The sequence below is a fragment of the Mycobacterium sp. EPa45 genome (genome assembly GCF_001021385.1).
Taxonomy (GTDB): domain Bacteria; phylum Actinomycetota; class Actinomycetes; order Mycobacteriales; family Mycobacteriaceae; genus Mycobacterium.
In genome coordinates this window covers 3263342-3289612 of sequence record NZ_CP011773.1, presented here as the reverse complement: position 1 = coordinate 3289612, position 26271 = coordinate 3263342, and the positions used below count along the sequence as shown (strand labels likewise).

Sequence of the window (26271 nt, the reverse complement as noted above, 5' to 3'; positions counted from 1 at the left end):
CGGTCACATGCGTTATTCGTCGAACCCTTCATCTGGGATAGCAAACGCCGCCCTGGCGTTGTCGTTGAGATTTGCAAATCCATCGATAACCACCCGGGCCACGCGGGTCTCATGGTCGACAATGCGGATCAGCCACGTGTGAAAGGCCGCACCGGTGAATTCTTCGCTGACCGGCGAAGGAGCTCTCCAGCGACGGAAGAAGAACTCGAGTCGTGTCGTCAGCTCGATGACATCCTCCTGCACCGGAACGTAGGAAAGTACTTGACGCAGTTCGAGGCGTTCGTCGAAAATCCCGTCCCGCTGCGTGAGATACAACCGCAGACCATTGAGTCCCTTCCATTGGTGGCCGCCGCGAAAGCCGATTTCGAAGTCGTCTGTGAGGACGGTTGCGAACATTTGCTCGGCCGGCGAGTGGCGCTGTTCTAAGCGCAGGTAGTCATCGATCGTCGAAACGAACGCCGGCAGGTCGGGGGTACTCGGCACAGAACATCTCCTTTGCCAATGTAGTTAGATCAGCTTAGTAGCAAGCTCTGCGGCAGCTTCGCCGATGATGCCAGCTACTTTGCGGACATGTGATGGCCGTAACCGATAGCTCGGCGCTGATGCATTTAGTGCCAGCCTCACGTCGGGACCTCTTGCAGGTATGGCGACAGCAACGGATGCGACACCTTCTTCGCTTTCCTCCCTACTGGTCGCGAAACCGCTCTTTCTGACCTCTACCAACTCGGCGCACAACTGGGTGAGGGTGCTCACTGAATTCTGGGTGAGTTGTTCCAAATTTGGGTCAGGGTACAGTTTGTGAAGCTCTTCATCGGAGAAGTTGGCAAGCATGGCCTTACCGGTCGACGTGCAGTGTGCAGGCATGGTCCTACCCAGGCGCGATACCACCCGCACGGCGGACGGGCTCTCGAGCGCCGCGATGAAGCGGACCGACGTGCCATCCAGCATCCCGATATGCACTGTTTCCTGCAGCGCATCGCTGAGCTGGCGCAGAATCGGAGCTGCGATGCGCGGTATATCCATTCTGGCGAAAACAGCGAACGCCACCCCGGTCAAGGCCGGTCCGGGCAGATAAGCCTTGCTGATCGGATCCTGGCGGACGAAACCGCGATACTGAAGCATCGATAACAGCCGATGCGCAGTCGACGATGCCACGTCTAGATAGACGCTTGCCTCGGTAAGACGGACCTCTGATCGTTCACCCAGGAGTAGAAGTAGGCGAAGAGCGTTGTCGACAGACTCGATCGGATACTGAGGCGGTTTAGCGGTACCGAGTTGATCCATTTGTCGCGTTTGCGCCGGTCTCTGCATGACAGAAAGGGTACCTCCCCTGAGGAACGAGTGAGGCCTGCCGCGCAATTGGTGACTCTTGCGCGATCGGAAGCCCGGGTACCTGGAGTCAAGTATCGTCAGCGCCGCCCGGATCGTTCCGCTCAGCCTCGGGTGCATTCGCGTTCGGCGAAGGCTACCTGGCCACCCAGGACGCCTCCCCTTGATAGCGGGCTCGCGGGCGGTTGGGTCATCGGCTTAACGGTCTCGATCATGCGAAACGCGCTCGTGAACTCCACGTCGAACTTGCTGCGTATTTCTCGGGCCACGAGTACTTTCCATAGCACACCTCACCCGTCGTCGGCGTCCTTCGCGCTCGTGGCGGTCCGGCCGGTGGAGAAACCGCGCCTGCGCCGACGCGCCCGTGAGGGTTGACTGCACTGCGCAGAAAACCCCATAATCTCTGCTGTACAGAGTTGACTTCCACCTATCAGTGAAGGCCCGTGGTTCGGGTGGGTCGGGTCGGGTCTCCTCGCCGAACGACGGGAGTAGGCGTTTGATGGATCACAGTGAAGTCTTGGCGGATGTGCGCCGGGGCATGATTCCTGCGTACGTGTACAACGACAGCGAGATCTTTGAGCTCGAGAAGCAGCGGCTGTTCAGCCGCGCGTGGTTGTTCGTGGCGCACGAGTCCGAGATTCCGCAGCCGGGGGATTACGTCGTTCGGCGAGTACTGCAGGATTCATTCATCGTTGCTCGTGATTCGGCGGGCGAAGTCCGCGTGATGTTCAATATGTGCCTGCATCGGGGAATGCAGATCTGTCGGGCGGAGATGGGCAACGCGTCGAACTTCAGGTGCCCGTATCACGGTTGGACTTATCGGAACGACGGCCGGATCCTCGGGCTGCCATTTCACCAGGAGGCATACGGGGGCGACGCAGGGTTCAACAAGTCGGGCCAAACTCTGCTGCCTGCGCCGAGCGTGTCCAGCTATAACGGGCTGATCTTCCTGTCCATGGATCCGGATGCGGAGTCGCTCGAGGAGTATCTGGGTGATTTCAAGTTCTATCTCGATTTCTATACCAAGCAGGGCCCCAACGGCCTCGAGGTGCGGGGCCCGCAGCGCTGGCGAGTGAAGGCCAACTGGAAGATCGCCGCGGAGAATTTTGCCGGGGACATGTATCACACCCCCCAGACGCACACGTCGGTCGTGGAGATCGGTCTGTTCCGGGAGCCCAAGGCCCACAAGCGAAAAGACGGCGCCACATACTGGGCGGACAAAGGCGGGGGCACCACCTACAAGCTGCCCGAAGGAAGCTTCGAGGACCGGATGGACTACGTCGGTTACCCGCCTGAGATGATCGATCGCGCACGAGCGACCTGGACTGCGCGGCAGCAACAGGTGGTAGGTGCCGACGGCTTCATGATCTCGGCGGCGACGTGTTTTCCGAATCTCAGCTTCGTGCACAACTGGCCCAAGGTCGAGGACGGCGATGACGTCTTGCCCTTCATTTCTCTTCGGCTGTGGCAGCCGATCAGTGAGAAGGAGACCGAGGTGCTGTCGTGGTTTGCAGTGGATTCTGATGCGCCGGCAGAGTTCAAGGCGAACTCCTACAAGGCTTATCTGATGTGTTTTGGGTCCACGGGGATGTTCGAACAAGACGATGTTGAGAACTGGGTTTCGATGACCAACACTGCTGGGGGGTCGATGGCTCGCCGGCTGCGGCTGAACAGTCGGATGGGACTGCTCGCAGATGACACGCCGGTGGTCGACAAACTCACCAGTGCTCAGTTCCACGGGCCGGGGTACGCCCAGCTCGGCTACAACGAAAATAATCAGCGGCAATTGCTGAGATTGTGGGCCGACTATCTGGAAAAGCCGCCACTGCACGTCGACCCCGCTACGGTGCTCACCGACAACCCGCACGGGATTGAGCCGATAACGCAGACCAACGGCCAACGCTGCGCCGGTAGCGCCTCCGAGCCCGATCCGACGTCGGTGACACTGTGAGCGTCGACGGCCGCGAGGGCGCTGGTCGGCACATTCCGCCACCGGTGCTTGGTGCGCACGCTGCGCGCGATCAACGAATCGGGGACGCCCTATGGTTCGACGATGCTCGTCACCTTGAGGCGCACCGGTTCCTCGTAAACGAGGCTTACCTTCTCGACGCCCAAGATTACGAGGCCTGGCTGGATCTGCTGACCGAGGACGTTCATTACCTGATGCCGGTGCGGGTCACCACCGCGGCGGGGGCCGGATTCGATACCTCACCGGGAATGGCGCATTTTGACGAGAACAAATACTCCCTGAGTCGCCGGGTAGCCCGGTTCGCGACCGAGCATGCCTGGACTGAGGACCCCCCGTCGCGGCTGCGTCACTTCATCACCAATGTGCGCACGTTTCTCGCCGACGATGCCAACCACCTGATCGTCGACAGCGCTGAGCTGCTGTTCCGCAGTCGCGGCGACGTCAACGAATCCACACTTGTCTCCTGCGGGCGAGAAGATCTCCTACGCCGCGACGGGGACGCCCTCAAACTCGCCCGCCGGACGATCTTCGTCGATGAATCAGTGCTGCGGATGCAGAACCTGGCGGTGTTTTTATGACCCCGAACCGATCCGGCGAGGGTGCGCACGCACTACCGCCTGACCGGATGCCCGGGGCGACCGGTCACGCACTCAGCATCGCCAACGAATTCGCCGAGGTCGTCGTGCGTCGGGTCGACACCCGCAATGGGGCACGTCTGTTGATTCAGTCACCGAAATCGGGGCGGTGGGTGTCGCTTGATGCCCTCGAGGCTGAGGCGCTGACTTGGCAGAATCCTGCCACCTTGGCGGCGATGGTGGGAAACGCACACGCGCCGTTGATCCTGGGGGACGATGCATGACGGGCTGGCTGGCGGGCAAACGCGCGTTGATCGTCGGGGCAGGTTCGGGTATCGGACGGGCCACCGTCGACGCGTTTCTGGCCGAGGGTGCCCAAGTGGCCGCGCTCGACCACGACAGCGACAAATGCGCGGCGCTGCGCCAGCAGCTTCCCGACACTCCGGTGATTGAGGGCGACGCGACCACCCGCGATGCCAACGACGAAGCCGTGCGGGTCGCCGTCGACGTTTTCGGCGGACTCGACACCCTTGTCAACTGCGTTGGGATCTTCGATTTCTACCGCGGCGTTCAGGACATCCCCGTCGAACGGATCGACGAAGCGTTCGACGAGATGTTCCGTATCAACGTCCTAAGCCATATTCACTCGGTCAAGGCCGCAGTGCCGGCCCTCATGGCCGAGGACGGCGCCTCGATCGTGCTCACCGAGTCGACGTCGTCGTTTTATCCAGGACGGGGCGGGATGCTGTATGTGTCCTCGAAGTTCGCGGTGCGCGGCCTGCTCACTGCGCTGGCTCACGAACTCGCGCCGAGGATCCGGGTCAACGGCGTGGCGCCCGGAGGCACGTTGAACACCGACCTGCGCGGACTCGACAGCCTTGACCTCGGCACCCGCCGTCTGGACGCGGCACCGAACCGGGCCCGTGATCTCGCCGCGCGCACACCGCTGGGCGTGGCCCTATCCGGTGACGACCACGCCTGGAGCTACGTCTTCCTCGCTTCGCAGCGCTCCCGCGGAATCACCGGCGAGACAATCCATCCCGACGGCGGCTTCGGCCTCGGGGCCACCCGGCCGACCAGCGCCTAATCACTGCGAACACAAGAGAAGAGGAACAGATGGGCGGAGTCATCAAGGCTGACCGGACAGCATGCCAGGGGTACGCGAACTGTGTCATCGCCGCCGAGGACTACTTCGACATCGACGATCGAGGACTCGTCGTGGCGCGAAAGACGGTGGTCCCCACGGAGGACAGGGTCCGAGTCGAGGAGGCAGCACGCAGCTGTCCCGTCGCCGCCCTGCACGTCGCTGACGAATGACCTCACGGGTTGTCATCGTCGGCAGTTCTGTTGGCGGAGTCCGCACGGCCCAATCGCTGCGCTCGGAAGGATTCGACGGCGACATCGTTCTGGTAGGCGAAGAGACAGTACTGCCCTACGACAAGCCACCCTTGTCCAAGGCGTTGCTCGCTGGCGCCAGCGACGCTGCGGCCGTGACGCTACTCACCGAGGAAGATGCCGATCGCGACCACATCCAACTTCGGCTCGGCCACCGTGCGATCCGAGTGGACTTGGCAGCCGGGCAGGTGGAACTCGCCGACCATGAGCCGCTGCATTTCGACCAGCTTGTGGTGGCTACGGGCGCCAGCGCGCGGCCGTCCCCATGGGGTCAGGGACCGGGCATCCATGTGCTTCGCACCCTAGAGGACTGTCTGCGGTTACGAGCCGATCTCCTCGCCGGTGGCCATCTCGTCGTCATCGGGGGCGGATTCATCGGGGCGGAGGTCACGTCGACCGCGCGGTCGCTCGGTCTGGAAGTCACGGTTGTCGACCCGCTGCCGGTGCCGATGAGCCGGGTGCTGAACACCGAGATCGGTGGACGGTTCGTGGATCTGCACCGACGCCACGGCGTGCGCACGCGGTTCGGCGCGGGCGTCGAAGCCGTCGACGGCGAGTCCGGAGATCTTCGTGTACGCCTCACAGACGGCACGGTTCTGGAAGCCGCCACGGTGGTGGTCGGAATCGGGGCGGTCCCCAATGACGGCTGGCTGACGTCGTCGGGACTCGTCATCGATGACGGCCTAGTCTGCGACGAATACTGTCGTGCCGTCACCACTGAAAACGTCTACGCAGTCGGCGACGTGTCGCGTTGGTTTCACCGGGGCCGGGGCGGGGCGGTGCGCATAGAACACTGGACCAACGCGGTCGACCAAGCCGCCTGCGTCGCGCACAACATCACGCATCCCCGAGATCTACGCTCCTACGAGCCGGTTGAGTACGTGTGGAGCGACCAGTACGACTGGAAGATCCAGGTCGCCGGCCGGACCACTGGTCTCGGAGACCATGTCATTGTCGGAGACCCGCTGAACGACAACCGCTTTGCAGCGCTCTACACCGAAGGCGACCAACAGTTGAGTGGCGCGGCGATCGTCAACTGGCCACGCGCACTGATCGAGTGCAGGCGCGCACTGCGGGCCGGAAGCAATCTCGAGAGCTTGCAGACAAAGCTCGAGGCCTTGACGAACCCAACGAATATCGTGGGCACCCCGCCACGATGACGAGCCTCATGTTGAAAAAGGGGCTGGACGCCAAGCGAGGCTGCGCGCCTGGGCTTCCCGGATGCCGGGATCTCCGCCGAACAGATGACCTCTCTGCTTTGTGGGACGGGGGCGGCTACCGCGGGTCTCCACTGCCGTTCTCAGACACGAAGGCCAGAAATTGAGTCGCAGCAGGAACAGTGCCCTCGCGCACCGGTCAGCGCTATTGACGAGATCCGTCCGTTGCCGTTAATCTCTTTTTGCCAGAGTGCTGTTCTGGATGACAGAAAAGGGGTAGCCCATGTCGACCGCCGGGATTCCAACACTTCAGGAGTTCGACGTCGAGCTCGAGGCGGTCAATCTTCGGGGGCAATGGGTCTATGACGAGATGCTGGAAGGCGTCGTCGGCGGCCCCAAACCCGCTGGTGTCCCATTCCTATGGCGGTGGCAGGATGTCCACGCGAAGCTTGTGAAGTCGTGTGACGTGATGCCCGAGAGTTTGACTGCGCGACGCAATCTCTCCTTCATCAACCCGGCTGCCCGGGGAACGACTCAAACAATGAACATGGGCATGCAGATGCTCAGGCCGGGCGAGATCGCCTACGCGCACCGTCACACCATGGCGGCATTGCGGTTCGCCATTCAGGGCGGCCCCGGTCTGGTCACGGTGGTGGACGGCGAGCCGTGTCAGATGGACGACTACGACCTGGTCCTGACTCCCCGCTGGGCATGGCACGACCACGAGAACGCGACCTCTGACGACGTCGTGTGGCTCGACGTCCTGGATATCGGGCTGGTGCTCGGGCTGAATGTGCCCTTCTACGAGTCTTTTGGGGAGAAGCGGCAGCCTCAGCGCGAGAACCCGGGGGAGCACCTCGCCGATCGCGGTGGGCTGCTGCGGCCGGCGTGGGAGCAGGTCAAGACCGCCAACTTCCCGTTCCGCTACCCCTGGCGTGACGTTGAGCGGCAGCTTCAGCGCATGGCGGGTCTTGCGGGCAGTCCCTACGACGGTGTGGTCCTGCGGTACGCGAACCCGGTCACCGGCGGATCAACGATGCCGACACTCGACTGCTGGGTCCAGCTGCTGCGGCCGGGCCAGCGGACCGAAGCCCATCGCCACACCTCGAGCGCTGTGTACTTCGTTGTACGCGGCGAAGGGACGACGGTCGTTGACGGGGTAGACCTCGACTGGGGGCCGCACGACAGCTTCGTAGTGCCCAACTGGAGCACCCACCACTTCATCAACCAGTCGGCCCACGACGCGGTCCTGTTCTCGGTAAACGACATCCCTACTTTGAAAGCCCTGGATCTCTACTACGAAGAGCCCGAGCTCTCTGTCGGTACGCAACCAGTTCCTTCGATCCCCGCGAACCTCCGCGCTCGCTGAACGCCACGCAAGAAAGGGCGCAAACGTGACGACCACAAAATTGACCGTCGATGACGTAACGGGGGTCGTCGGCATCATTCCCACGCCATCCACTCCGACGGCCGACCGCGTCGACACCGCAAACTCGGTAGACCTCGATGAGGCGGCGAAGCTCGCCGATGCGATGGTCCGTGGCGGGGTCGATGTGCTTATGACTACTGGCACATTCGGCGAATGCGCCTCGCTCACCTGGGATGAGCTGCAAGGGTTCGTCGCCACTGTCGTCGAGGCCGTCGCAGGGCGTATCCCCGTCTTCGCCGGAGCAACGACGCTGAACACCCGCGACACGATCGCCAGGGGTCACCGACTCGGCGAGCTCGGCGCCGACGGCCTGTTCGTGGGGCGTCCGATGTGGCTCCCTCTCGATGACGCAGGCATTGTGCGCTTCTACCGCGACGTGGCCGAGGCATTACCGCACTTGGCACTGGTGGCCTATGACAACCCGGGTGCCTTCAAAGGGAAAATCGGATCGGCCGCCTACAAGGCGCTCAGCGCAATACCGCAGCTCGTCGCCGCCAAGCATCTCGGGCTGCTCAGCGGCGCCGCCTTCATGTCCGATCTCCGCGCGGTGGGCGGTCGCATGCGGCTGCTGCCGCTCGAGACCGATTGGTACTACTTCGCCCGGCTGTTCCCAGAGGAGGTCACCGCCTGCTGGTCCGGCAACGTGGCCTGCGGCCCAGCACCCGTGACGCGCCTACGAGACCTGATCAGGGCCCAGCGCTGGGACGAGTGCCAGGCCCTGACCGACGAATTCGAGGCGGCTCTCGAGACGCTTTACCCGGGCGGGAACTTCTCGGAATTCCTCAAATACAGCATCCAGATTGACAACGCCCAGTTCCGGGCGGCGGGCTTCATGCGCACCGGGCCCACCCGGCCGCCCTACACCGAAGTGCCGGAGTCCTATCTGGACGGAGCCCGCGAGGCCGGCAAGAGATGGGCCGCATTGCAACAGCGCTACGCCGAAACGTCCGAGACCATCGCGGCCGTCTGATTTGCAGGGAGAAGCAGCACATGTTTGTAAAATCGCTGGGCTATCTGGGCGTTGCGTCACCCGACGCGAAGGAATGGCTGGAATTCGGCCCCGAGGTACTCGGAATGCAAGCCAGCGAACGCGACGACGGATCAGTGCGGCTGAGAATGGACGACGCCGACCACCGTATCGCCGTGCATCAAGGAGACCGCAACCGCATGCTGTACGCGGGTTGGGATGTGGGCAGCGAGGACGCGCTCGAGGCCGCCGGTGAAGCCCTGCGCGTGCGAGGGATCCCCTTCGAAGTCGGAAGCGATGAGGAGCGCGCCGCCCGCGGAGTCCTAGGCTTCCTTGCGCTTTCGGATCCTTCGGGGCTACGACATGAACTGTTCTACGGACAGCGGATCGTGCCCAAGTCATTTCACCCAGGCCGGCCGATGTCGAGATTCCTCACCGGATCACAGGGTCTGGGTCATGTCGTGCTGGCGACACCTGACCTAGCGCAGGCCGACAGGTTCCTACGAGATGTACTCGGGTTCAAAAAGAGCGACGAAATCTACACCTTCATCGACCTGTGGTTCTACCACTGCAACCCTCGTCACCACAGCATCGCGCTGACCCCGATGCCGGGCGTCCGGGGACTGCACCACGTGATGGTCGAGGTGGCCGAATTCGATGACGTGGGCATTGCCTATGACCTGTGTATGTCGCGCAACATCCCGCTGAGCATGACCCTCGGGCGCCACGTGAACGACCGGATGGTCTCGTTTTACGTGCGCACTCCGAGCGGGTTCGACCTCGAATACGGCTGGGGTGGGGCCACCGTCGACGACGAGACCTGGACGGTCGCCCAGTATGAGGCGCCGAGCGTGTGGGGCCACCAGATGGTGGCCCAGACGCCGCCGGGGGCACTCGAGGCCGCGACAGCGTGAGCGCGCCGGACGAGATGCGCCAACGAATCAACAACGACAAATGAGGACGGCATGGCGATTCAGTTCCTGACCGATGAGTGGGCCGATGCGGTGACCGCCGCAGCCAATTCCGACGAGAAGTTCCGCACAGCCGCGAAGGGACATGACGTGGTGCTGCGGGTGTCCGTGTCGGGGAGCCCGTCGAGTGAGAGCTACTACATGCATTTCGATGACGGGTCGCTCACCGTCGGCATCGGGGCCCCTCCGCGGACGCCGGACGTGGAGGCCGAACTCACCTATGAAACGAACATCGAGCTTTCCCGGGGTGCACTCAACGGCCAAACCGCGGCCATGACGGGCCAGATGAAGGCGACCGGAAACATGATGAAGATGATGTCGATCGGAAAAGCCCAGGATCGGCTTTCAGAGCTCGAGAGCAGTTTGGACATCGAGTACGGGTCCTGAGTATGCGCCGACAACTCGAGAGCACTCGAGATAGTCAGCCGTGGCGAAGCCTTCGCCACGAAAAAGCAAGTCCAACGGATCCACCTTTTGGCGCCTTAACATAGATAGGACACTGTCGTGACAAGTCGGATTACCGCGCTCTCTCCCAACGATATGAGGGGGCTGTGGGCGTTTGTACCGGCCTGCTCGACCCCGGACGCAGCGGATGTCAACGCGGTCAACACGATCGACACTGACGCGCTGTCGTCCCTGGTCGACCGGTTGGTGCGTGACGGCGCGGACGGCATCGTCACGACAGGAAGTGCCGGCGAGTCGCATACCCTCAACGACGAGGAGTATCGGACCCTCATCACTACGGTGGTGGAGACAGTGGACCGACGGGTGCCCGTGTTCGTCGGCGCCAGCACGCTCAACACGCGCGACTCGATCCGGCGCGCCCGGCTTATCGCCGACCTCGGAGCAGACGGGATCATGAGCGGACCGCCCATGTATCTGCCGCAGACACCGGAGAACGCGGTCCAGTACTACAAGGATCTTGCCGAGGCGGTACCAGAGCTTGCGATCATGATCTACCAGAATCCGCACGCGTTTCGTATCACGCTGCCACCCGGCGCTTTTCGGGAGTTGGCACAGATTCGCAACGTTGTCGCGTTGAAGCAGACGTCGATGGATATTTTCAATGTCATCGGCGCTATCAAGGCGGTCGAGGACAAGATGTCGGTCCTCGTCTTGGACCAGTTGATGTACCCGGCGATGATGTTCGGCGCTGCCGGCGCCTGGAGCATCGACGTCTGCATGGGCCCTTGGCCCGCGCTGTCCCTGCGCGACGCATGCCAGCGCGGCGACTGGACAGAAGCCGCAGCCATCGCCGACCAGATGCAGGCCCCTTTTCGGACACTGGGCCTGACCATGGAGGAGTTCCAGGCTATGCAGTCCGCCTGGTGGAAAATAGCGATCGACACTGCGGGCTATGGGCACGCCGGGGCGGCCCGTCCGCCCTTCGTCCACATACCGGAGACCGTCGTCGAGTCCGCGCAACGGTACGGCCAGCACTGGATAGGGTTGGCAGAGCGCTACCACCTGTCGCGTGAGGCCGCCGCGGCGGATGGCATCGCCAGCTCGGGATCGGCGCACCCAACATCCTGATCTGATCACCACCGAAACGCCTGCGAATTGCCGGCGCTTCGCGGCGTCGACCGGTTACAGCCGTGGGCCATGCGCACGACAACCCCATCTCATGCTCCTTTTTCGCCGTGAAAAAGATCATCGCTTCGACACACCGCTGATGCGCGCATGTGGTTTCACCGAGATTGCTTGACCACGACAGGGGACCGATTTACTGTTCCTTATAGCGGAGGGCACATCTGCTAGCCAGAATGGCCCACTGTCACTTTTGGAGCATGCAAGGAGTGTGATTTGACGAACGCGCCGCCGCGGTCGAACGGAATGCCCTCGAACTTGTTCGAGGATTCGTGGTCCTGGCTGCGCACGGTGGCGACAAAGTGCGGCGGCGACGACACCGACCCATCGCTGTTGACCTACAACCACATTCGGCGTCGTCCTAAATCCCATCAGCCGAGCAGACGACCACGCCGACATGTCCTCACACAGCGATCCGATCGCATTTCACAATTGACGGGCGAGTGGTCGCCGGGCGCCACGCGGCCAGCCTCCCGCCACCATCCAACTCGGCGACCCCACGACAGCCATACCGACGTTCCTGGACGATTCGAAACCCATGGTCGTCGGCTACTAAACCCCCGAGAAAGGTAGGACTGCGTGATCAACGCCAAACTCATCATCGACGGACGCGAGGAGACATCGGACCGGACGATCGAAGTCGTCAGTCCGGCGGACACCCGAGTGGTGCTCGGGTCGGTCCCAGACGCCACCTCCAGTCAAGTCAACGCGGCGGTGGAGGCGGCCGCAACGGCATTCCCGGAGTGGTCGTCGCGGCCGCTGGAGGAACGTCAGGGCGCGCTGGTTGCAGCCGCGGGCGTGATCCACAACATGATGGAGGAAAGCGCAGCCCTCCTGAGCCGGGAGAACGGCAAGATCCTCGAAGAGTCGCACATCGACCTTGAGTTCGCTTCGGGAATCTGTGGCTACACCGCCGGCATCGCTGCCGAGACGCTGGCGGACCAAGAGATCCGGGACACCGGCGGCACGACGCTCATCCGGCGCCGCCCGATCGGGCCGGTGGCCGCCGTCACGCCTTGGAACTTCCCGGTGGTCTTGTCGTTCATGAAGATCGCTCCGGCGCTCGCCGCCGGCAACACTGTCGTCCTGAAGCCTTCGGAGAACTCCCCCCTGGTACTCAGCGAGGTCATCCGAGCCCTCCAACAGCACTTCCCGCCTGGTGTTCTCAACATGGTCACCGGCGGCGACGCGGTCGGCGAGGCGCTGGTCGGCCATCCGCTGATCCGCAAGATCGGTTTCACCGGTGGCATCACCACTGGCCGCAAGGTCATGGCCGCGGCCGCACATGACATCAAGCGGGTGACGCTGGAGCTTGGCGGGAACGACCCCGCGATCGTCCTCGACGACGTGGACCTCTCGCCGGAAACCATGCGGCAGATCGCGAAGGGCGCCTTCGGGACCACCGGCCAGGTGTGCTTCGGCCTCAAACGGATCTACGTGCCGGCCCGCATCCACGACCGCTTCGTCGAAGCGTTCCACGCGGCGGTGGACGAGATCGTCGTCGGACCCGGTGACGATCCCCGCTCGACCATGGGTCCGCTCAACAACGCCGAGCAGAAAGGCATGGTCGAGAAGATCGTCGAAGAGGCACGGGCGAGCGGTGCGACCGTCACCACACTCGGGCAGCGGCTGGACACGGCGGCCTGGGAGCATGGCCACTTCATGATGCCCAGCGTGATCACCGAGGCCGACCCCCGGCTGGCGATCGTCGAAGAGGAGCAGTTCGGCCCAGTGGTGCCGGTGCTGCGCTATGACGAGCTCGACGAGGTCATCAGAGTTGTGAACCAGTCGCAGTATGGGCTGGCCGCCTCGATCTGGACCTCGGACGAAGAGCGCGCTTTCCTGCTCGGCCGTCGGCTCGACACTGGCTCGGTGTTCATCAACAGCCACACCTTCACCTCCCTTGACCCCCGCGCGCCGTTCGGTGGGGCGAAGGCGAGCGGGTTGGGCCGCGAATTCTCCCCGGCCAGCCTGCACGCCTATACCGAACTGCAGACCATAAGCCGCCGCACTGGCCCGCCCGGGCCGCCGCTGGCCTGAGCCCGGCCACGAGATCGACTGCCGTGACCAGCCTGTGCGGGCCAGGTTTCGGGGGGATGCAGCTGGACGATAGTTGACAGTGACTTCACCGCGGCTGCGCCAAACACGTTGTGGTTGGCCGACATCACCGAACCCCAGCGGGGGAGGGCAAGCTGTACCTGTGCGCGATCAAGGACGTGTTCTTCAACCGCATCGTCGGTATTGAATGGATTCGCGGATGAAATCGCGACTGGCGACCTCCGCGCTGAATCATGTGGTGGCTCGCCGCGGTGAGGTGGCCGACTGCATTCTGCACACGATCGTGGATGTCGGTTCAGATCAAGGAGATTCGGGCATCCCTGGGCCACCACGAGATGGTCGGCTCCATGGGTTGCTCGGTTGACCCCGACCGAATTTCGAAGCAATCATGACCACACGGGCCAGGCGGGCCGCGTGACCGAAACTGGCACCTGATCGTGCAGCGGACCTCACTGTTCGAACGTAATCATCTCCACGACAACGTGATTGCTCATCACTGAGTCGCTTGCGCTAGGTCAGGCGGCTGGCGCCACTCCTTGGCGCCGATGCATCTGGACGTTGTGGGCGGATACTCCTCAACTGTCGCCACCGACCTACATCAAACACGGCCCTTTTGCCGGCAATATTTGCAGGTGATGACCGTCGATGCGTGTGGCTGGCGTGTTTGTCGATGATCAACAGCTCGAAGCGATACAGGTTGCGCACTGTCTTCATGGGTTCCCGTCCAGCCGTGCCGCGCTGAACAGTTTGTCGGCTGGTTTGTGAAGTGCGCGCAGTGATGCCTGCGCACCGCGATACGCCCTAAGGCGTTGGCCAGGAACGCTTTTGCTACTCCGGCCCGACCACACGAGAACGTTGCAGGCGTTAGCCAGGATCTTTGGCGAAATGGACTCAGGCACGCGGCTTTGATCAAAGTGCACTGCCTGGGTTGGTCGGCCATGCAATGACTTACCGCGCGTCAGTTCCGCGCGGGCGTGGCCACCGGGGGGCCCAGGCGCCGCCCGAAGTGCGCGACGAGCCCTCAAATCGGCGATTCCCTTGACCTTACGGCGGCATGAGATTTACTGTTCCTTACAGCGGAGGGTATATCTGCTGGACAGAATAACTCCGGTCCACTGGTGGAGTCCTTCAAGGAGAGGCATCTGATGAGCGGCACTGTCACGGTCGATCGGGACACGCTCGATGCTGTCCAGGCATTCATGTTCCGAGAGGCGGAATTACTCGATGGCGGGCAATTCCGGGACTGGCTGGACCTCCTCGACCCCGACATCCGTTACGTGGTGCCGGTGCGCACCACCAGGGAAGGGACCGAGGCCGCGGGTTGGGTGAGCGCGATCGCGCACTGGGACGACGATTACACGGGCCTGGAAATGCGGGTGCTGCGCTCGGAGACCGACTTCTCTTGGGCGGAGTCTCCTCGGTCACGGACCCGGCACTTCGTGTCCAACATCCGCACATCCCCGGGGTCGGACGCAGACGAATTGGTTGTGCGCTCGAACCTGCTGTTCTTCCGCAGCCGCGGAGACTCCGGCCGATGGGAGTTGCTGTCGGCCGAACGTGTCGACGTGTTGCGTCGGACGGACGGTTCGCTGCGACTAGCCCGGCGCGAGGTTCTGCTCGACCACTCGACGCTGCCGATCGACAACCTTTCGGTGTTCCTCTGAGCCGGGCTGGCGTACTTCGCCCTCAACTCGCGTCCGGATCCACCGTCTTCAGAAAGGGATTGACCGCATGAGCGCCGAGACAATCGAGACGACCGACACGACCGATCCCTACCTTCAGGGTGCACTGCGCGACGTAGCGGAGGCGCTCGCAGTTGGGCGGTTGCCCGCCCGGGTCATCAGCGATCCGGCGCTACATCCGGTCGAGATGCAGCGGATCTTTGCCCGCGCATGGGTTTTCCTCGGACACGAGTCTGAGTTGCCCAATTCCGGGGACTTTGTCGTGCGCTACATCGGGGCCGACTCGGTGATTCTCTGTCGGGACGAGTCGGGCCGCATCCAGGCGCTGTCGAACTCTTGCCGACACCGCGGCACCCTCGTATGCCGAGCGGAGACGGGCAACAGCGCGCACTTCACGTGCCCCTACCACGGCTGGGTATACAGCAATACCGGTGACCTCGTCGGCGTGCCGGCTATGAAGGAGGCGTATCCCGGCGGCTTTGACAAGGCCAAGTGGGGGCTACGCCACATCCCCCATCTCGATTCCTATGCGGGGTTCATCTTCGGGAGCGTCGATCCGGCGGCGCCGAGCCTGGGCGACTACCTCGGCGACATGACGTTCTACCTCGACCTCATCGCAAAGAAGACCGCGGGCGGTATGGAGGTAATTGGCGCGCCGCACCGGTGGGTGATGGGGGCCAACTGGAAGACAGGCGCCGACAATTTTGTCGGCGACTCCTACCACACCCTCTTTGCTCACCGCTCCATGATCGAGCTGGGCATGGCGCCCGGTGATCCGAACTTCGCGAGCGCACCGGCCGAGATCGGGCTCCAGAACGGCCACGGCGTCGGTGTGCTCGGCTTCCCCCCTACGCTCGCGGAGTTCCCCGAGTACGAGGGATACCCCGACGAGGTTGTGGACCAGATGGCCGACTCGTATCCCACCACAGCGCATAAGGAACTCTTCCGCCGGTCGGCCTTCATCCACGGGACGGTCTTCCCGAACCTGTCGTTCATCAACGTGACCATTGCGGCTGACCACATGTCGCCGCCGACCCCGTTCGTCAGTTTCCGGCTGTGGCGGCCGCTCTCTCATGACCGGATGGAGGTCCTTTCCTGGTTCCTGGTCGAGCGGGATGCACCCGAGTGGCTCCGAGAGGCGTCCCAGGCGTCCTACGTGCGCAACTTCGGGCCCGCCGGCGTGTTCGAGCAAGACGACGCTGAGGCCTGGAAGGCCATCACGGAGGCCGTGCAGGGTCCCTTCGCCGGTGACGGGTTGCTGAACTACGAGATGGGCATGGACCTGACACCGATTACCGACTGGCCGGGGCCGGGTCAGGCCGTCCCTAGCGGCTACGCCGAGCAGAACCAGCGGCGGTTCTGGGCGAGATGGCTGGACTACATGAGCCAGCCCCCGGCGCCCCGCGGGCGCGCCTGATGGTGACCGTCCCAAGTATGGGTGCGGCAACGAGCGTCGGTTCGACGATCGGTCACACGTGAGCGTTGCGGAGACTGGATCCGGCCGGGTCGCGATCGTCACCGCGGCCGCGGCGGGGATTGGTTCGGCGATTGCCACGCGCTGGTGCCGCGACGGCGGAAGCTGCGTAATGGCCGACACGGATACGGCGGGCTTGGAGACGGCCGTGGCCGCACTGGCCGCGTCAGGCGCCCGGGTCTGCGGCGTGGCCGGCGACGTTTGTCGCCGTGATGTCGCCAACCGGGTCGTCGAGCGGGCATTAGCCGAATTCGGCCGCCTCGACGCACTGTTCAACGTCGTCGGCGTCAGTCTGCCCCGCAATGTCGAGGAGATCAGCGAGGAGGAATGGCGTGACCAGTTCGACGCGAACCTCGGCAGCGTCTTTCAGATGTCCAAACCCGTCATTCCCGTGCTGCGCTCGGCCGGCGGCGGAGCGATCGTCAACGTCGCGTCGACGGCAGGGATTCTCGCTGAGAACAGGTGCTCGGCCTACAGCGCGAGTAAGGGCGGGGTCATTCTGCTCACGAAGAACATGGCCCTCGACTTCGCGCGCGACAACATCCGCGTGAACGCGATCGCACCCGGGGGCACCCGCACCCCGAGGATCGAACGGTTCCTCTCCGAGCACCCCGAGCACGCCTCGATGATGACCGACATCTGCGTGATGCAACGTTTCGCGCAGCCCGAGGAGATCGCCGCCCCGGCCGTGTTCCTTGCCTCGCCCGACGCGTCGTTCATCACCGGTGCCGTGCTTCCGGTGGACGGCGGCATGACCGCGGGCGTTCGGTTTCCGGCTTTCGAGGCCATGTGAGCGTGGCACCGAACCGCCGACGTCGTGGGACGGACGAGAGGACCGGGTGATCTGAAGATGGACGCGATTGTCCTTCGAGGCAACAAGGACGTCGGCCTGGAGTCGGTCCCGGACCCGACGCCGCAGGCCGGCGAAGTCATCATCGAGGTGGCGGCAACCGGGCTGTGCGGGACCGATCTCCACGAGTACCTGGCAGGGCCGACCTTCTCGCAGCCACCGGTGGTCCTCGGACATGAGGTCTCTGGCCGGATCGTGGAGGTCGGCTCTGGTGTCGACCGGTCTCGGATTGGCGAGGGCGCCGTGGTGATCCCGATGGATTTCTGCGACAGCTGCCATTACTGCCACCGTGCGCTCTACCACTTATGCCAGCGCCCGGAGTGGATCGGCTTAACCCGCAACGGGGGACTGGCACGCTACGTCGCGGTGCCGTCTCGCCTCGCGACCCGGGTGCCCGAAGGGGTAGACATCGCGGAGGCCGCACTGACCGAGCCGACCGCAGTGGCCTTCCACGCGGTGCGCCGGGCGGAGCTGCTCCTCGGCGAGACGGTGCTGGTCCTCGGGGCGGGGGCCCTCGGCCTGGCAGTGATCCAGTGCGCACGCGCCGCCGGCGCCGCGCGGATCTACGCCATGGAGCCGAGCGGTATTCGCCGACGCCTTGCCCGCGACGTGGGCGCCACGGTGGCACTGGATTCGCGTGACCCCGAGTCCACCGCACGGATCCTCGAGGAGACCCGGGGCATCGGTGTGGATGTCGTCTTTCATGCGGCGGGCAGCGCCGAAGCGTTCACGACGGGCCTGAACTGCCTACGCAAGCAGGGCCGCTTCATGGAGATGTCGTCGTGGGCCGGTACAGCCTCGCTCGATGTCAACCAGCATTTGATCAAGGAGCCGCAGCTGCGGCTCGTCTTCGGTTACGACATGTTCGACGACTTCCCCGCCGTGCTCGCGCTGATGGCAGACGGAACAGTCGCGCTCGCTCCGCAGATCACCGCCCGGGTGCCGCTGGGCAGCGCTATCGAGGATGGGTTGGCTGCGCTGGTGGAGGGGCGGGAGGACCAGATCAAGGTGTTGGTGACGCCGTGACTGGAGAAGTGTGTAGCGGTTTTCGGGTGCTCGGTGGTGAGTGTGTGAACGCGGGAGAAGAGGAGTCAACTGAGCGTGAACGGTGATTCGAAAGTTTCAGTGCAAGAGTGCGACGTCCTGGTGGTCGGTGGCGGGATCGGTGGGGCGCGAGCGGCGTTGCGGGCCGCGGAGTTGGGCTCGTCGGTGATCTTGGTCGAGAAGGCGGTGGTATCTCGGGCGGGACCGATGACTTATGTGCACAGCCAGTACGCGCCCGATCACCGGCTCGAGGGGGAGGAGATGGTCGAGTGGATGCGCGAGTTCGTGGTGGGCAGCAACTACCTGGCCGATCAGGACTGGGTTGAGCAGTACATCACCGAGGCGTATGACCGCATTAACGAGCAGATCGAGTGGGGTGTGCCCTATTCCACTCATGAGGACGGGTCGCTGAAGTACGTCACGGTCCGCGGCCACAATCTTGGTACGACGCTGGGTGTGGATGGGCGCGTCTGTATGGAGATCCTCAAGGAGCGGATGAAGGCCGCGGGGGTGCGCCTGTACGAACGGGTGGATGTGATCGATCTGCTAACCACCGACGGGCGACGGCCGACCACCGGCGCGGTATGTGGTGCCGTGGGGGTCAACGTGGTCACCGGTGAGCGCCACATATTCACCGCGGGCGCCGTTGTCCTCAACACCGGACCCTGGTATCCGAAGCTGCACTATGCGTTCGCCGACCATTGCAGCGGGGAGGGGCACGTCGCCGCGTGGCGGGTGGGCGCCGAATTCGCCGGCATGGAGTTCGGCCAGTTCGCCGCCTGGAGTTACTTCAACCGGTCGTTCTTCACGCCCGGCCAGGCCAAGATCCAAGGTATCGGCGGCAAATTCTGCAACGCCGCGGGCGAGTACTTCATGGACCGCTATGACCCGATTTGGGGAGATAAGGGAGGTTTGTTCACCATCGCGCGGTCGATCATGACCGAGATGGTGGAGGGCCGCGGTCCCTGCTATCTCGACCTGCGCCATGTCGCGCAGGCCGATCTCGACGTGCTCTACGAGGTGTCACCGACGGTGCGGCGGGCGTTCACCGAGTTTGACGTCGACCCCGGAACTGATCTGCTCGAGGTGACTCCATTCATCGTGCTCGGCACGAGCAGCACCAGCGGTCCCACGATCGACCTGGACGGCGCTACCACCGTGCCGGGCTTGTTCGCGGTGGGTTATGGCACGGCGTGTCCGCATCTGATGTCGGGAATCTCCGGCAGCGGCATCTCCAGCTTCTCCGCGGTTGCCGGATACCGCGCGGGCACCGCCGCTGCCGCGCTTGGCGGCAGCACCACGCCGCCCAGTGTGTGGCAGGAGCAGGCGCGGGAGAGCTTGGCGGGGTATTTCGCGCCGATGCGTCGGCTGCGGCAGGTCCGGCCGGTCGACGTGTGGAAGGCCATCGGCGAGGCGACGGCAAACCCGGCGTTTGCTCTGTTCAAGTCGGAGGCACGAATCGACGAGACGCTCACCGAGCTCTACCGGATCCGCGACCGGGTGTTGCGCTATGTCTTCGCGCCGGATTATCAGGAGCTCAAGAAGGCACACGAGGTCCGCGCCTACCTGACGCTGGCAATCATCACCTGCGAGGCGATGAAGCGGCGAACGGAGAGCCGCGGCGAGCTGTTCAGGGTCGATTACCCGTACGCCGACAACGACGAGTGGCTCAAATGGCTGCTCGTCCGCCGCGGCGCCGGCGGCGAGTTCGACTTCGAGTTCAGCGAGCGTGAACTGCCGATTCAAACATGGCCGGTCCAGGCTCCACCGGGCCGACACCCGAGTCCGTACACCGTGCCCGAGTCCTACCGCCAGGAGGTGCCGGTCCTGTGATCGAGAGTATCGACGAGGAGACCTGCGACGGATGCAACGTCTGCATCGACAGTTGTCCGACGGGGGTCATCCGGCTGGTGGAGGGCGACGATCCGTGGGCCACCAGCAAGTGGCGGGCCAAGATCATCTACCCGAATGACTGTCATTCCTGCCGGCTGTGCGCGATCGACTGCCACGTGGACGCGATCGTCGTCAGCCATGAACTGGTGATCCCCGAACCGTTCCTGCCGAAGGTTGAGCGCGGCGGCGCCCCCGAAACGGGCAAGGAAGGCGCGCCGTGCCCGTCGTAGCGACGAGCCGGGGAGTGTTCAGCGTTTCCGGCGATGGAAGGATCCGGGCCTGGCCCCAGCTGCCGGGGCAGGTCATGTCCATCGCTACCCACGACAGCGCCGTCGCCGCCGCCGTATACAAGCAGGGGGTGTTCCTGGCGGAGGCGGGCGCGGACCATTGGAAAGACCTCGGCGACGGCCTGGCATACCGCGACGTGCGCGCGCTGGCGTTCGACCCGCACACGCCCGGCGCACTGTACGCCGGGACGGAGCCGGCGCACCTGCTGCGGTGGGCCGACGGGGCGTGGACCGAGTGCGGGAATCTGCTTGGCTTACCGGAAGCGAAACGGTGGAGCTTCCCGATCCGTCCCGGAATCGCGCACGTCCGGACCATTGCCGTGCACCCGCTAGAGGCGGACGTCGTCTACGCCGGTATCGAGGTCGGGTCACTCCTGGTCACCAAGGACCAGGGGCAGACGTGGGTGCAGGTCGACGGCCTTGGTCACGACATCCACCGTGTTGTCCTGCACCCCGGGGCTCCGGACCGGCTGATAGTGACCACAGGCCAGGACACCAAGCCCTATCGGGGCGGCAAGGGGGTCTACCGCAGCACCGACCGTGGGTCCAGCTGGGTGCAGTCGAACGACGGGCTCGGAGCGCGCATCTACACCGAAGACGCGATCGTCGTGCATCCCGCCAACCCCGACGTGATATTCCTGGCCGCCGCCGACGGTATTCCGCCGAAGTGGGCCGCAGTGCGCCTGTTGGTGTTGGGCGCGCTCAACGGCAACGTCTACTTCCTCTCACCGTCCAAGCTGCGTCGGCGCCGTGGTGCCGACGTGGGGTTCTTCCGCAGTGACGACGGCGGCATGACCTGGTCCAGGCTGGGCGCCAACGGCGAGGTTGGCCTGTTCGACATGGTTTGGGCGCTGGAGGGAGAGGTTGTCGACGGAGGCGGGCTCCGGCTCTATTACGGCACCACCGGCGGGCAGCTGCACATGTCAGAGGACGAGGGCAAAACCTGGACAAGGCTCGCCGACGGCCTGGGCTCGGTGACTCACATCGTTACCGCAGAGAAAGGAGCGGCGCTGTGAATGGTGTACCGACACTGGCCTTCGACGGTACGCAGGCCGCCATCCGGAAGCGCTTCACGTCGGACACGGACATCCCCAAAGAGGTGTTCAGCGACCCGGACGTCTACCAGGAAGAGCTCAACAGGATCTTCTACGGGCCGTACTGGCATCCGATCGCGCACCGGGCCGAGTTGCCCGAGCGCAACTCCTTCCGAACGAGATGGCTGGCCGATGTGCCGCTTCTCGTCGTGCGCGGTGCCGACGACCGCATCCGGGTGTTCGTCAACTCGTGCGCGCACCGCGGGACGCTGCTGGAACAACGCCGGTGCGGTGTGGCGGAGCGGTTCGAGTGCCCATATCACCGCTGGCTCTTCGACAACAACGGGGCGTTCGCGGGCGCGCCCCGCCGCATGCAGTTCCGCCCGGACTTTCGCGAGCAGGACTATGGCTTGCGGGAGGTGCACGCGGTCGAATCGTGGGGGCTGGTCTTCGTCAGCATGGCTGAGCAGCCGCCGGCGTTCGACGACTTTCTGGGGGACACCGCCGCGACACTAAGCGACTGCATGGTCGATGACGGCGATCTGACGCTGCTCGGCTACCAGACGGTGGTGTTCCAGACCAACTGGAAAACCTATATCGACAACGATCCTTACCACGCGCCGCTGCTGCACCGCGCGTTCAAGTTGCTCAATTGGCAGGGCGGGAACGGCAATATCGTGGTTACCGAGCCCTACGGTCACATGTCTATCCTTTATGACTCGCAGCCTTACGTGGACAACGGCTTCCTAGCCGACCCGAGTGTGGTCACCCGTGTAGGGGAGGACAGCCGGGCTCGCGTCGTCGCGCTCCGGCCGGTCACCGGCATCGTGCGCCACGTAGACACCATCAACATTCGGTACGCAAGACCGCTCGGGGTAGATCGCACCGAAGTGCGCTACGCGTTTTTCGGCCACGCCAGTGACGACGAGGACTACACGCGCCACCGCGTCCGGCAGTCGTCCAACCTGTTGGGGCCGAGCGGCTTCATCAGCATCGAGGACGCCGCTGTCTACAACCGTGTCCAGGCGACGGCGCATGACGGCGGCTACCAGCGGTTCGTCGCCGGCGTCGGCCGGCCGGTGTCGCAGTCGTCGCAGAACGACGAGGTCGCCAACACAAGCTGGTGGGCCCACTATCGCGAGGTGATGGAATTTTGCTGACCTCGAGCGTCGAAGATCGGCAGCTCCACGTCGCCTACCTGGTGGGCGAGCTATTCGGAGCCTATGCCGCCGCGGTCGACCAACGGGACTTCGCGGCGTGGCTCGCCCTGTTCGCGCGGGAGTGCGCCTACGAGGTGCACGCCATGGAGAACGTCCGCGAGGGGCTGCCGCTGGCGTACATGATGGACGACTGCCGGGAACGGATGGTCGACCGCGTAAAGATGATCGAGGAAGTCTGGGCGGACACCGTCGAGCCCTATGACACCCGGCACATCCAGCAGCGCACGGCATTGCGGGAGCTCGGCGAGGGTCGCTGGAAGGTGCGGTCCAATCTCCTCGTCGCCTATACCGCCGCCTCCGGCGAGGCCGGAATCCTGGTCAGCGGCCACTGCGACGACATTGTTGTCCTCCACGGAGCTACCGCGCTATTCGAGTCGAGGTTCGTGGTGGTCGACAACATCCCGCCGCGTTACCTGGTGTACCCGGTCTGACCTGGATTAAATGAAGGAGATGAACTGTCGATGAGTGCCGTCGCGTTGATGTCGCCCGAGTGGGCCAAGGCCTATCGCGATCTATGGAACGGCTCGCCCGAGATCCGGGACGGGGCCAAGGACCTGACCATGGTTATCGAATGGCGCGTCCAGGACGAAACCGACCAGGTGTCGCAGTTGGAGATCAAAGCCGGTGAGGCCGTCTATGGGGGTCGCCCGATAGAGGGGCGCAAGCCCGACTTCGTCTTGACCGCGACAGCGGTCGTGTGGCACCGGGTCGCGGACGGCGAGGTTGGCGTAGCCGGCGCGATCGCGACGCGGAAGATCAAGTTCGTCGGCCCGATCAAGGTTGCCATGGCACACATGGCCGTGCTGAGCGCCGGACTTCGTCTCGTGGGACAGGTCGACGGACTCGTCTGGGGGGACTGAGCTGTGGCTTCTGCGGTCGCGATGTGGACTCCCGGCGAAACACGGCAGACCCCAGATGGCCGGGGGCACAGATGATTACCAAGCTGGCAGCCACCCCCTGCCAACCCCTCGGAGCGGATGATGGCCGCGCTCCGTCGTTCGAACGGGCGGCCGACCCCGTACAGCCCGGTTCGTCCCCGGCCATTCAGTTTCACGGAGTGGTCACCGGTGGGGACGGCCGAGGAGTTCCCGATGCGCTCGTGGAGATCTGGCACGCTCACGCCAACGGCATTGCGCCGGCGAAGAGTGGATCGCTGCTGGGGTACGTCGGCCGGCCCGGCACCGGCGGCGGTCGTGCAGTCACGGACGAACAGGGTCGTTTCAGCATCAGCATGGTGGCGCCGCGGCCATCTACACCCGGTGCCGCGCCGTTTATCGTCGTGACGACTTTGGCCCAAGTGCGTCTCAACTGGCTCATCACCCGTGCCTACTTTCCGGGCTGTCATCTCGCCAAAGACCCTTTGTTGGGCAGCCTGCCTGCCGAGCGGCGGCAAGCCATGATCGCTACCCGCGACGAGATCGGCCTTCGGTTCGATATCGGGCTGCGGAGCGACAACGAGACGTCCGAAACCGTATTCCTGCCGCTATCCGAGGCCGCGAGATGACCGGAAGTCAGCGCGCCGGAAGGGCGACGAGCGATGCCACTTCGCCGTTTGCGGCGCTCGTCGACATCGCCACCGAGAACCCCGGGAGGTCCCGGGTGGCAGTCCACTGTTGTCGGCTAAACGGCCTGAGCCGCAACCTGCGTCTCCTGCACATCAGAAGGAATTGATGTTCGCATGAAACACCCATTGCTCCGTTTCAAGAGCAGCGAACTGCCGGCGGTGCTGCGGGGAGACACCAAGGCGCTGAAACCACTCAGCGTGATCGGCGGGCTCTACGCGATGACGCTGGACATGTTCGTGGCGATGGTCAAACCACCGTTCCCGTGGCGCGAGTTTCTGTTCCAAACATGGTTCGTGGCGCGGGTGTCCATGGTCCCCGCGCTGACATTGTCGATTCCCCTCGTTGTGCTGACGTCATTCACCTTCAACACGTTGCTCGGCGAATTCGGTGCCGCCGACTTCTCGGGGACCGGCGCAGCATTGGGCGCGGTCAACCAGATCGGCCCCTTCGTGACCGTCCTCGTCGTCGCGGGTGCCGGCGCTTCGGCGATATGCGCCGATCTCGGGTCGCGCACCATCCGTGAGGAAGTCGATGCGATGCGGGTCCTCGGCCTTGACCCCATCCATTCCCTGGTTGTCCCCAGGGTGCTGGCGACGACCACGGTCGCGGTCCTGCTGTCATCTGTGGTGACCGTGACCGGCCTCCTAGGCGCTTTCTATTTTTCGGTCTACTTCCAGCACGTGACACCCGGGTCGTTCGTCGCGAGCATGACGCTGATCACCGGCCTCAGCGATGTCCTGGTCTCTCTCGTCAAGGCCACGTTATTCGGTTTCGTGGCAGGTCTGATTGCCTGCTACCAGGGCTTGCGTGTGCAAAAAGGCGCGGCCGGCGTCGGTAATGCGGTCAACGAGACGGTTGTGATCGCGTTCTTGTTGCTGTTCGTCGTCAACGCCATCGTCACGGCGGTCGGGTTCGAGGTTACGAAGTGAGCGCGAGCGTCGTGTTACGACAGAGACGTCCTCGTACCGCTCGCGCGCTGAGCGGGGCGAGGGCCAGGTGGAAGGACCTCGGCGATCAGGCCCGTTTCTACGCTCAGTCGATCGGCTCAATCGGGCAGGCGGTGAGCATCTACCGGGCTGAATTGCTGCGCCAGATCGCCGCGATCGGTCTCGGCGCGGGCTCCCTGGCGGTGGTGGGTGGCACCGTGGCGGTGGTTGCCTTCCTCAACTTGTCGACGAGCGGCGCCTTGGCAAGTCAGGCCTACAACCAGATGTCTCAGGTCGGTGTGGAAGCGTTGGCGGGTTTTACCTCTGCCTTCGTCAACGTTCGGTTGGTCACTCCGGCCAGCTCGGCTTTCGCGTTCGCTGCGACGATTGGTGCCGGTACCACCGCGCAGCTGGGCGCGATGAAGATCAACGAGGAGGTCGACGCGCTCGCGGTGATGGGCATCCGTCCGATCGCCTACCTAGCGTCAACCCGTGTGGTCGCCGGCATGATCGTGGTAGTTCCGCTGTATTGCGTGGCTTTGTTGATGTCGTTCTTCTCGGTGCGTGTCATCACCACCGTGTTTTACGGGCAGGGCTCCGGAGTATTCGACCACTACTTCGACACCTTTCTCGATCCGCAGGCCGTGCTCTTCTCGTTCGGCGTCACGGTCGCCGAAGTTCTGGTGATCATGCTGATCCACACGTATTACGGCCTCAACGCCACCGGCGGACCCGCGGGCGTCGGCGAGGCGGTCGGACGTGCCACCCGGACATCGCTGATCGCGTCGCAAATGGTGATTCTCCTGGTCACCCTGGCCCTCTACGGCCAGACCGGCAACTTCAACTTCGCGGGGTGACG

The 26271-nt window shown here is 64.0% G+C and carries 27 protein-coding genes and 1 pseudogene; 26 read left to right on the top strand and 2 right to left on the bottom strand.

The features are described 5' to 3' along the window. Positions 1–12: 12 nt before the first annotated feature. Together AB431_RS15705 and AB431_RS15700 are read right to left on the bottom strand one after the other, a co-directional pair. Complete coding sequence (locus AB431_RS15705; RefSeq protein WP_047330717.1) at positions 13–483, bottom strand: hypothetical protein; 471 nt, start codon at positions 481–483, stop codon at positions 13–15. Positions 484–507: 24 nt separating this feature from the next. Further along, positions 508–1311, bottom strand: coding sequence for an IclR family transcriptional regulator (locus AB431_RS15700; RefSeq protein ID WP_047333461.1), 804 nt, complete (start codon positions 1309–1311; stop codon positions 508–510). Between the two features lie 514 nt (positions 1312–1825). Here AB431_RS15700 and AB431_RS15695 point away from each other — a divergent pair. From AB431_RS15695 to AB431_RS15575, 26 genes and pseudogenes are all read left to right on the top strand, one after another. Then, positions 1826–3280, top strand: coding sequence for an aromatic ring-hydroxylating dioxygenase subunit alpha (locus AB431_RS15695; RefSeq protein WP_047330716.1), 1455 nt, complete (start codon positions 1826–1828; stop codon positions 3278–3280). A 44-nt stretch (positions 3281–3324) separates the two neighbouring features. Continuing rightward, complete coding sequence (locus AB431_RS15690; protein WP_235435938.1) at positions 3325–3876, top strand: 3-phenylpropionate/cinnamic acid dioxygenase subunit beta; 552 nt, start codon at positions 3325–3327, stop codon at positions 3874–3876. Beyond that, positions 3873–4157: a hypothetical protein gene (locus AB431_RS15685; RefSeq protein ID WP_047330714.1), complete on the top strand. Its 285-nt coding sequence runs from the start codon at positions 3873–3875 to the stop codon at positions 4155–4157. The genes AB431_RS15690 and AB431_RS15685 overlap by 4 nt, the downstream gene beginning before the upstream one ends. Further along, positions 4154–4960, top strand: a complete 807-nt coding sequence (gene hcaB / locus AB431_RS15680; protein ID WP_047330713.1) for a 3-(cis-5,6-dihydroxycyclohexa-1,3-dien-1-yl)propanoate dehydrogenase — start codon at positions 4154–4156, stop codon at positions 4958–4960. The genes AB431_RS15685 and hcaB overlap by 4 nt, the downstream gene beginning before the upstream one ends. 29 nt (positions 4961–4989) lie before the next feature. Continuing rightward, positions 4990–5190, top strand: coding sequence for a ferredoxin (locus AB431_RS15675; RefSeq protein ID WP_047330712.1), 201 nt, complete (start codon positions 4990–4992; stop codon positions 5188–5190). Continuing rightward, the gene (locus AB431_RS15670) at positions 5187–6428 is read left to right on the top strand and encodes an NAD(P)/FAD-dependent oxidoreductase (RefSeq protein WP_047330711.1); all 1242 of its coding nucleotides are present in this window, start codon (positions 5187–5189) and stop codon (positions 6426–6428) included. Before AB431_RS15675 ends, AB431_RS15670 begins: the two co-directional genes overlap by 4 nt. Before the next feature lie 280 nt (positions 6429–6708). Beyond that, complete coding sequence (locus AB431_RS15665) at positions 6709–7794, top strand: cupin domain-containing protein (RefSeq protein ID WP_047330710.1); 1086 nt, start codon at positions 6709–6711, stop codon at positions 7792–7794. Positions 7795–7819: 25 nt separating this feature from the next. Next, positions 7820–8824, top strand: coding sequence for a dihydrodipicolinate synthase family protein (locus AB431_RS15660; protein ID WP_047330709.1), 1005 nt, complete (start codon positions 7820–7822; stop codon positions 8822–8824). Between the two features lie 20 nt (positions 8825–8844). Continuing rightward, the gene (locus AB431_RS15655; protein ID WP_047330708.1) at positions 8845–9735 is read left to right on the top strand and encodes a VOC family protein; all 891 of its coding nucleotides are present in this window, start codon (positions 8845–8847) and stop codon (positions 9733–9735) included. 51 nt (positions 9736–9786) lie between these two features. After that, the gene (locus tag AB431_RS15650; protein ID WP_047330707.1) at positions 9787–10179 is read left to right on the top strand and encodes an SCP2 sterol-binding domain-containing protein; all 393 of its coding nucleotides are present in this window, start codon (positions 9787–9789) and stop codon (positions 10177–10179) included. A gap of 153 nt (positions 10180–10332) precedes the next feature. After that, positions 10333–11325, top strand: coding sequence for a dihydrodipicolinate synthase family protein (locus AB431_RS15645; protein ID WP_235435686.1), 993 nt, complete (start codon positions 10333–10335; stop codon positions 11323–11325). A 633-nt stretch (positions 11326–11958) separates the two neighbouring features. Next, positions 11959–13419 carry an aldehyde dehydrogenase family protein gene (locus tag AB431_RS15640; protein WP_047330705.1) on the top strand — a complete coding sequence of 487 codons (1461 nt, stop codon included), beginning with the start codon at positions 11959–11961 and terminating at the stop codon, positions 13417–13419. Positions 13420–13488: 69 nt separating this feature from the next. After that, a pseudogene (locus tag AB431_RS31245) lies at positions 13489–13790 on the top strand (DDE-type integrase/transposase/recombinase); the annotation flags it as partial. Between the two features lie 792 nt (positions 13791–14582). Then, on the top strand, positions 14583–15101 hold the full coding sequence (locus tag AB431_RS15635; RefSeq protein ID WP_047333460.1) for an aromatic-ring-hydroxylating dioxygenase subunit beta: 519 nt from the start codon (positions 14583–14585) through the stop codon (positions 15099–15101). Positions 15102–15168: 67 nt separating this feature from the next. Continuing rightward, positions 15169–16536 (top strand): Rieske 2Fe-2S domain-containing protein, encoded by a 1368-nt coding sequence (locus AB431_RS15630; RefSeq protein ID WP_047330704.1) that lies wholly within the window; start codon positions 15169–15171, stop codon positions 16534–16536. A 58-nt stretch (positions 16537–16594) separates the two neighbouring features. Continuing rightward, positions 16595–17386 carry an SDR family NAD(P)-dependent oxidoreductase gene (locus AB431_RS15625; protein ID WP_047330703.1) on the top strand — a complete coding sequence of 264 codons (792 nt, stop codon included), beginning with the start codon at positions 16595–16597 and terminating at the stop codon, positions 17384–17386. A 57-nt stretch (positions 17387–17443) separates the two neighbouring features. Next, the gene (locus AB431_RS15620; protein ID WP_047330702.1) at positions 17444–18469 is read left to right on the top strand and encodes a 2,3-butanediol dehydrogenase; all 1026 of its coding nucleotides are present in this window, start codon (positions 17444–17446) and stop codon (positions 18467–18469) included. A 75-nt stretch (positions 18470–18544) separates the two neighbouring features. Then, positions 18545–20320, top strand: a complete 1776-nt coding sequence (locus AB431_RS15615; protein WP_047330701.1) for an FAD-dependent oxidoreductase — start codon at positions 18545–18547, stop codon at positions 20318–20320. Next, the gene (locus AB431_RS15610) at positions 20317–20610 is read left to right on the top strand and encodes a ferredoxin family protein (RefSeq protein ID WP_047330700.1); all 294 of its coding nucleotides are present in this window, start codon (positions 20317–20319) and stop codon (positions 20608–20610) included. The genes AB431_RS15615 and AB431_RS15610 overlap by 4 nt, the downstream gene beginning before the upstream one ends. 74 nt (positions 20611–20684) lie before the next feature. Further along, positions 20685–21683 carry a hypothetical protein gene (locus tag AB431_RS15605; RefSeq protein ID WP_235435685.1) on the top strand — a complete coding sequence of 333 codons (999 nt, stop codon included), beginning with the start codon at positions 20685–20687 and terminating at the stop codon, positions 21681–21683. After that, complete coding sequence (locus AB431_RS15600; protein ID WP_047330698.1) at positions 21680–22861, top strand: aromatic ring-hydroxylating dioxygenase subunit alpha; 1182 nt, start codon at positions 21680–21682, stop codon at positions 22859–22861. Before AB431_RS15605 ends, AB431_RS15600 begins: the two co-directional genes overlap by 4 nt. Beyond that, positions 22855–23352, top strand: a complete 498-nt coding sequence (locus AB431_RS15595) for an aromatic-ring-hydroxylating dioxygenase subunit beta (RefSeq protein ID WP_047330697.1) — start codon at positions 22855–22857, stop codon at positions 23350–23352. The genes AB431_RS15600 and AB431_RS15595 overlap by 7 nt, the downstream gene beginning before the upstream one ends. 30 nt (positions 23353–23382) lie before the next feature. Continuing rightward, entirely contained in the window at positions 23383–23781 is a 399-nt protein-coding gene (locus AB431_RS15590; protein WP_047330696.1) for an SCP2 sterol-binding domain-containing protein, read from the top strand. Positions 23782–23852: 71 nt separating this feature from the next. Further along, positions 23853–24425 carry a hypothetical protein gene (locus AB431_RS15585; protein ID WP_047330695.1) on the top strand — a complete coding sequence of 191 codons (573 nt, stop codon included), beginning with the start codon at positions 23853–23855 and terminating at the stop codon, positions 24423–24425. A gap of 174 nt (positions 24426–24599) precedes the next feature. Further along, positions 24600–25415 (top strand): ABC transporter permease, encoded by an 816-nt coding sequence (locus tag AB431_RS15580; protein WP_047330694.1) that lies wholly within the window; start codon positions 24600–24602, stop codon positions 25413–25415. Then, entirely contained in the window at positions 25412–26269 is an 858-nt protein-coding gene (locus AB431_RS15575; protein WP_047330693.1) for an ABC transporter permease, read from the top strand. Before AB431_RS15580 ends, AB431_RS15575 begins: the two co-directional genes overlap by 4 nt. The last annotated feature ends 2 nt before the right edge of the window (positions 26270–26271 follow it).

Excerpts from the sequence above, each read along its gene's own strand:
- hcaB (WP_047330713.1), top strand. The coding sequence starts at position 4,154 with ATGACGGGCTGGCTGGCGGGCAAACGCGCGTTGATCGTCGGGGCAGGT.
- AB431_RS15675 (WP_047330712.1), top strand. The coding sequence starts at position 4,990 with ATGGGCGGAGTCATCAAGGCTGACCGGACAGCATGCCAGGGGTACGCG.
- AB431_RS15665 (WP_047330710.1), top strand. The coding sequence starts at position 6,709 with ATGTCGACCGCCGGGATTCCAACACTTCAGGAGTTCGACGTCGAGCTC.
- AB431_RS15655 (WP_047330708.1), top strand. The coding sequence starts at position 8,845 with ATGTTTGTAAAATCGCTGGGCTATCTGGGCGTTGCGTCACCCGACGCG.
- AB431_RS15620 (WP_047330702.1), top strand. The coding sequence starts at position 17,444 with ATGGACGCGATTGTCCTTCGAGGCAACAAGGACGTCGGCCTGGAGTCG.
- AB431_RS15635 (WP_047333460.1), top strand. The coding sequence starts at position 14,583 with ATGAGCGGCACTGTCACGGTCGATCGGGACACGCTCGATGCTGTCCAG.
- AB431_RS15645 (WP_235435686.1), top strand. The coding sequence starts at position 10,333 with ATGAGGGGGCTGTGGGCGTTTGTACCGGCCTGCTCGACCCCGGACGCA.
- AB431_RS15580 (WP_047330694.1), top strand. The coding sequence starts at position 24,600 with ATGAAACACCCATTGCTCCGTTTCAAGAGCAGCGAACTGCCGGCGGTG.
- AB431_RS15670 (WP_047330711.1), top strand. The coding sequence starts at position 5,187 with ATGACCTCACGGGTTGTCATCGTCGGCAGTTCTGTTGGCGGAGTCCGC.
- AB431_RS15630 (WP_047330704.1), top strand. The coding sequence starts at position 15,169 with ATGAGCGCCGAGACAATCGAGACGACCGACACGACCGATCCCTACCTT.
- AB431_RS15605 (WP_235435685.1), top strand. The coding sequence starts at position 20,685 with ATGTCCATCGCTACCCACGACAGCGCCGTCGCCGCCGCCGTATACAAG.
- AB431_RS15685 (WP_047330714.1), top strand. The coding sequence starts at position 3,873 with ATGACCCCGAACCGATCCGGCGAGGGTGCGCACGCACTACCGCCTGAC.
- AB431_RS15700 (WP_047333461.1), bottom strand. The coding sequence starts at position 1,311 with ATGCAGAGACCGGCGCAAACGCGACAAATGGATCAACTCGGTACCGCT.
- AB431_RS15590 (WP_047330696.1), top strand. The coding sequence starts at position 23,383 with ATGAGTGCCGTCGCGTTGATGTCGCCCGAGTGGGCCAAGGCCTATCGC.
- AB431_RS15585 (WP_047330695.1), top strand. The coding sequence starts at position 23,853 with ATGATTACCAAGCTGGCAGCCACCCCCTGCCAACCCCTCGGAGCGGAT.
- AB431_RS15650 (WP_047330707.1), top strand. The coding sequence starts at position 9,787 with ATGGCGATTCAGTTCCTGACCGATGAGTGGGCCGATGCGGTGACCGCC.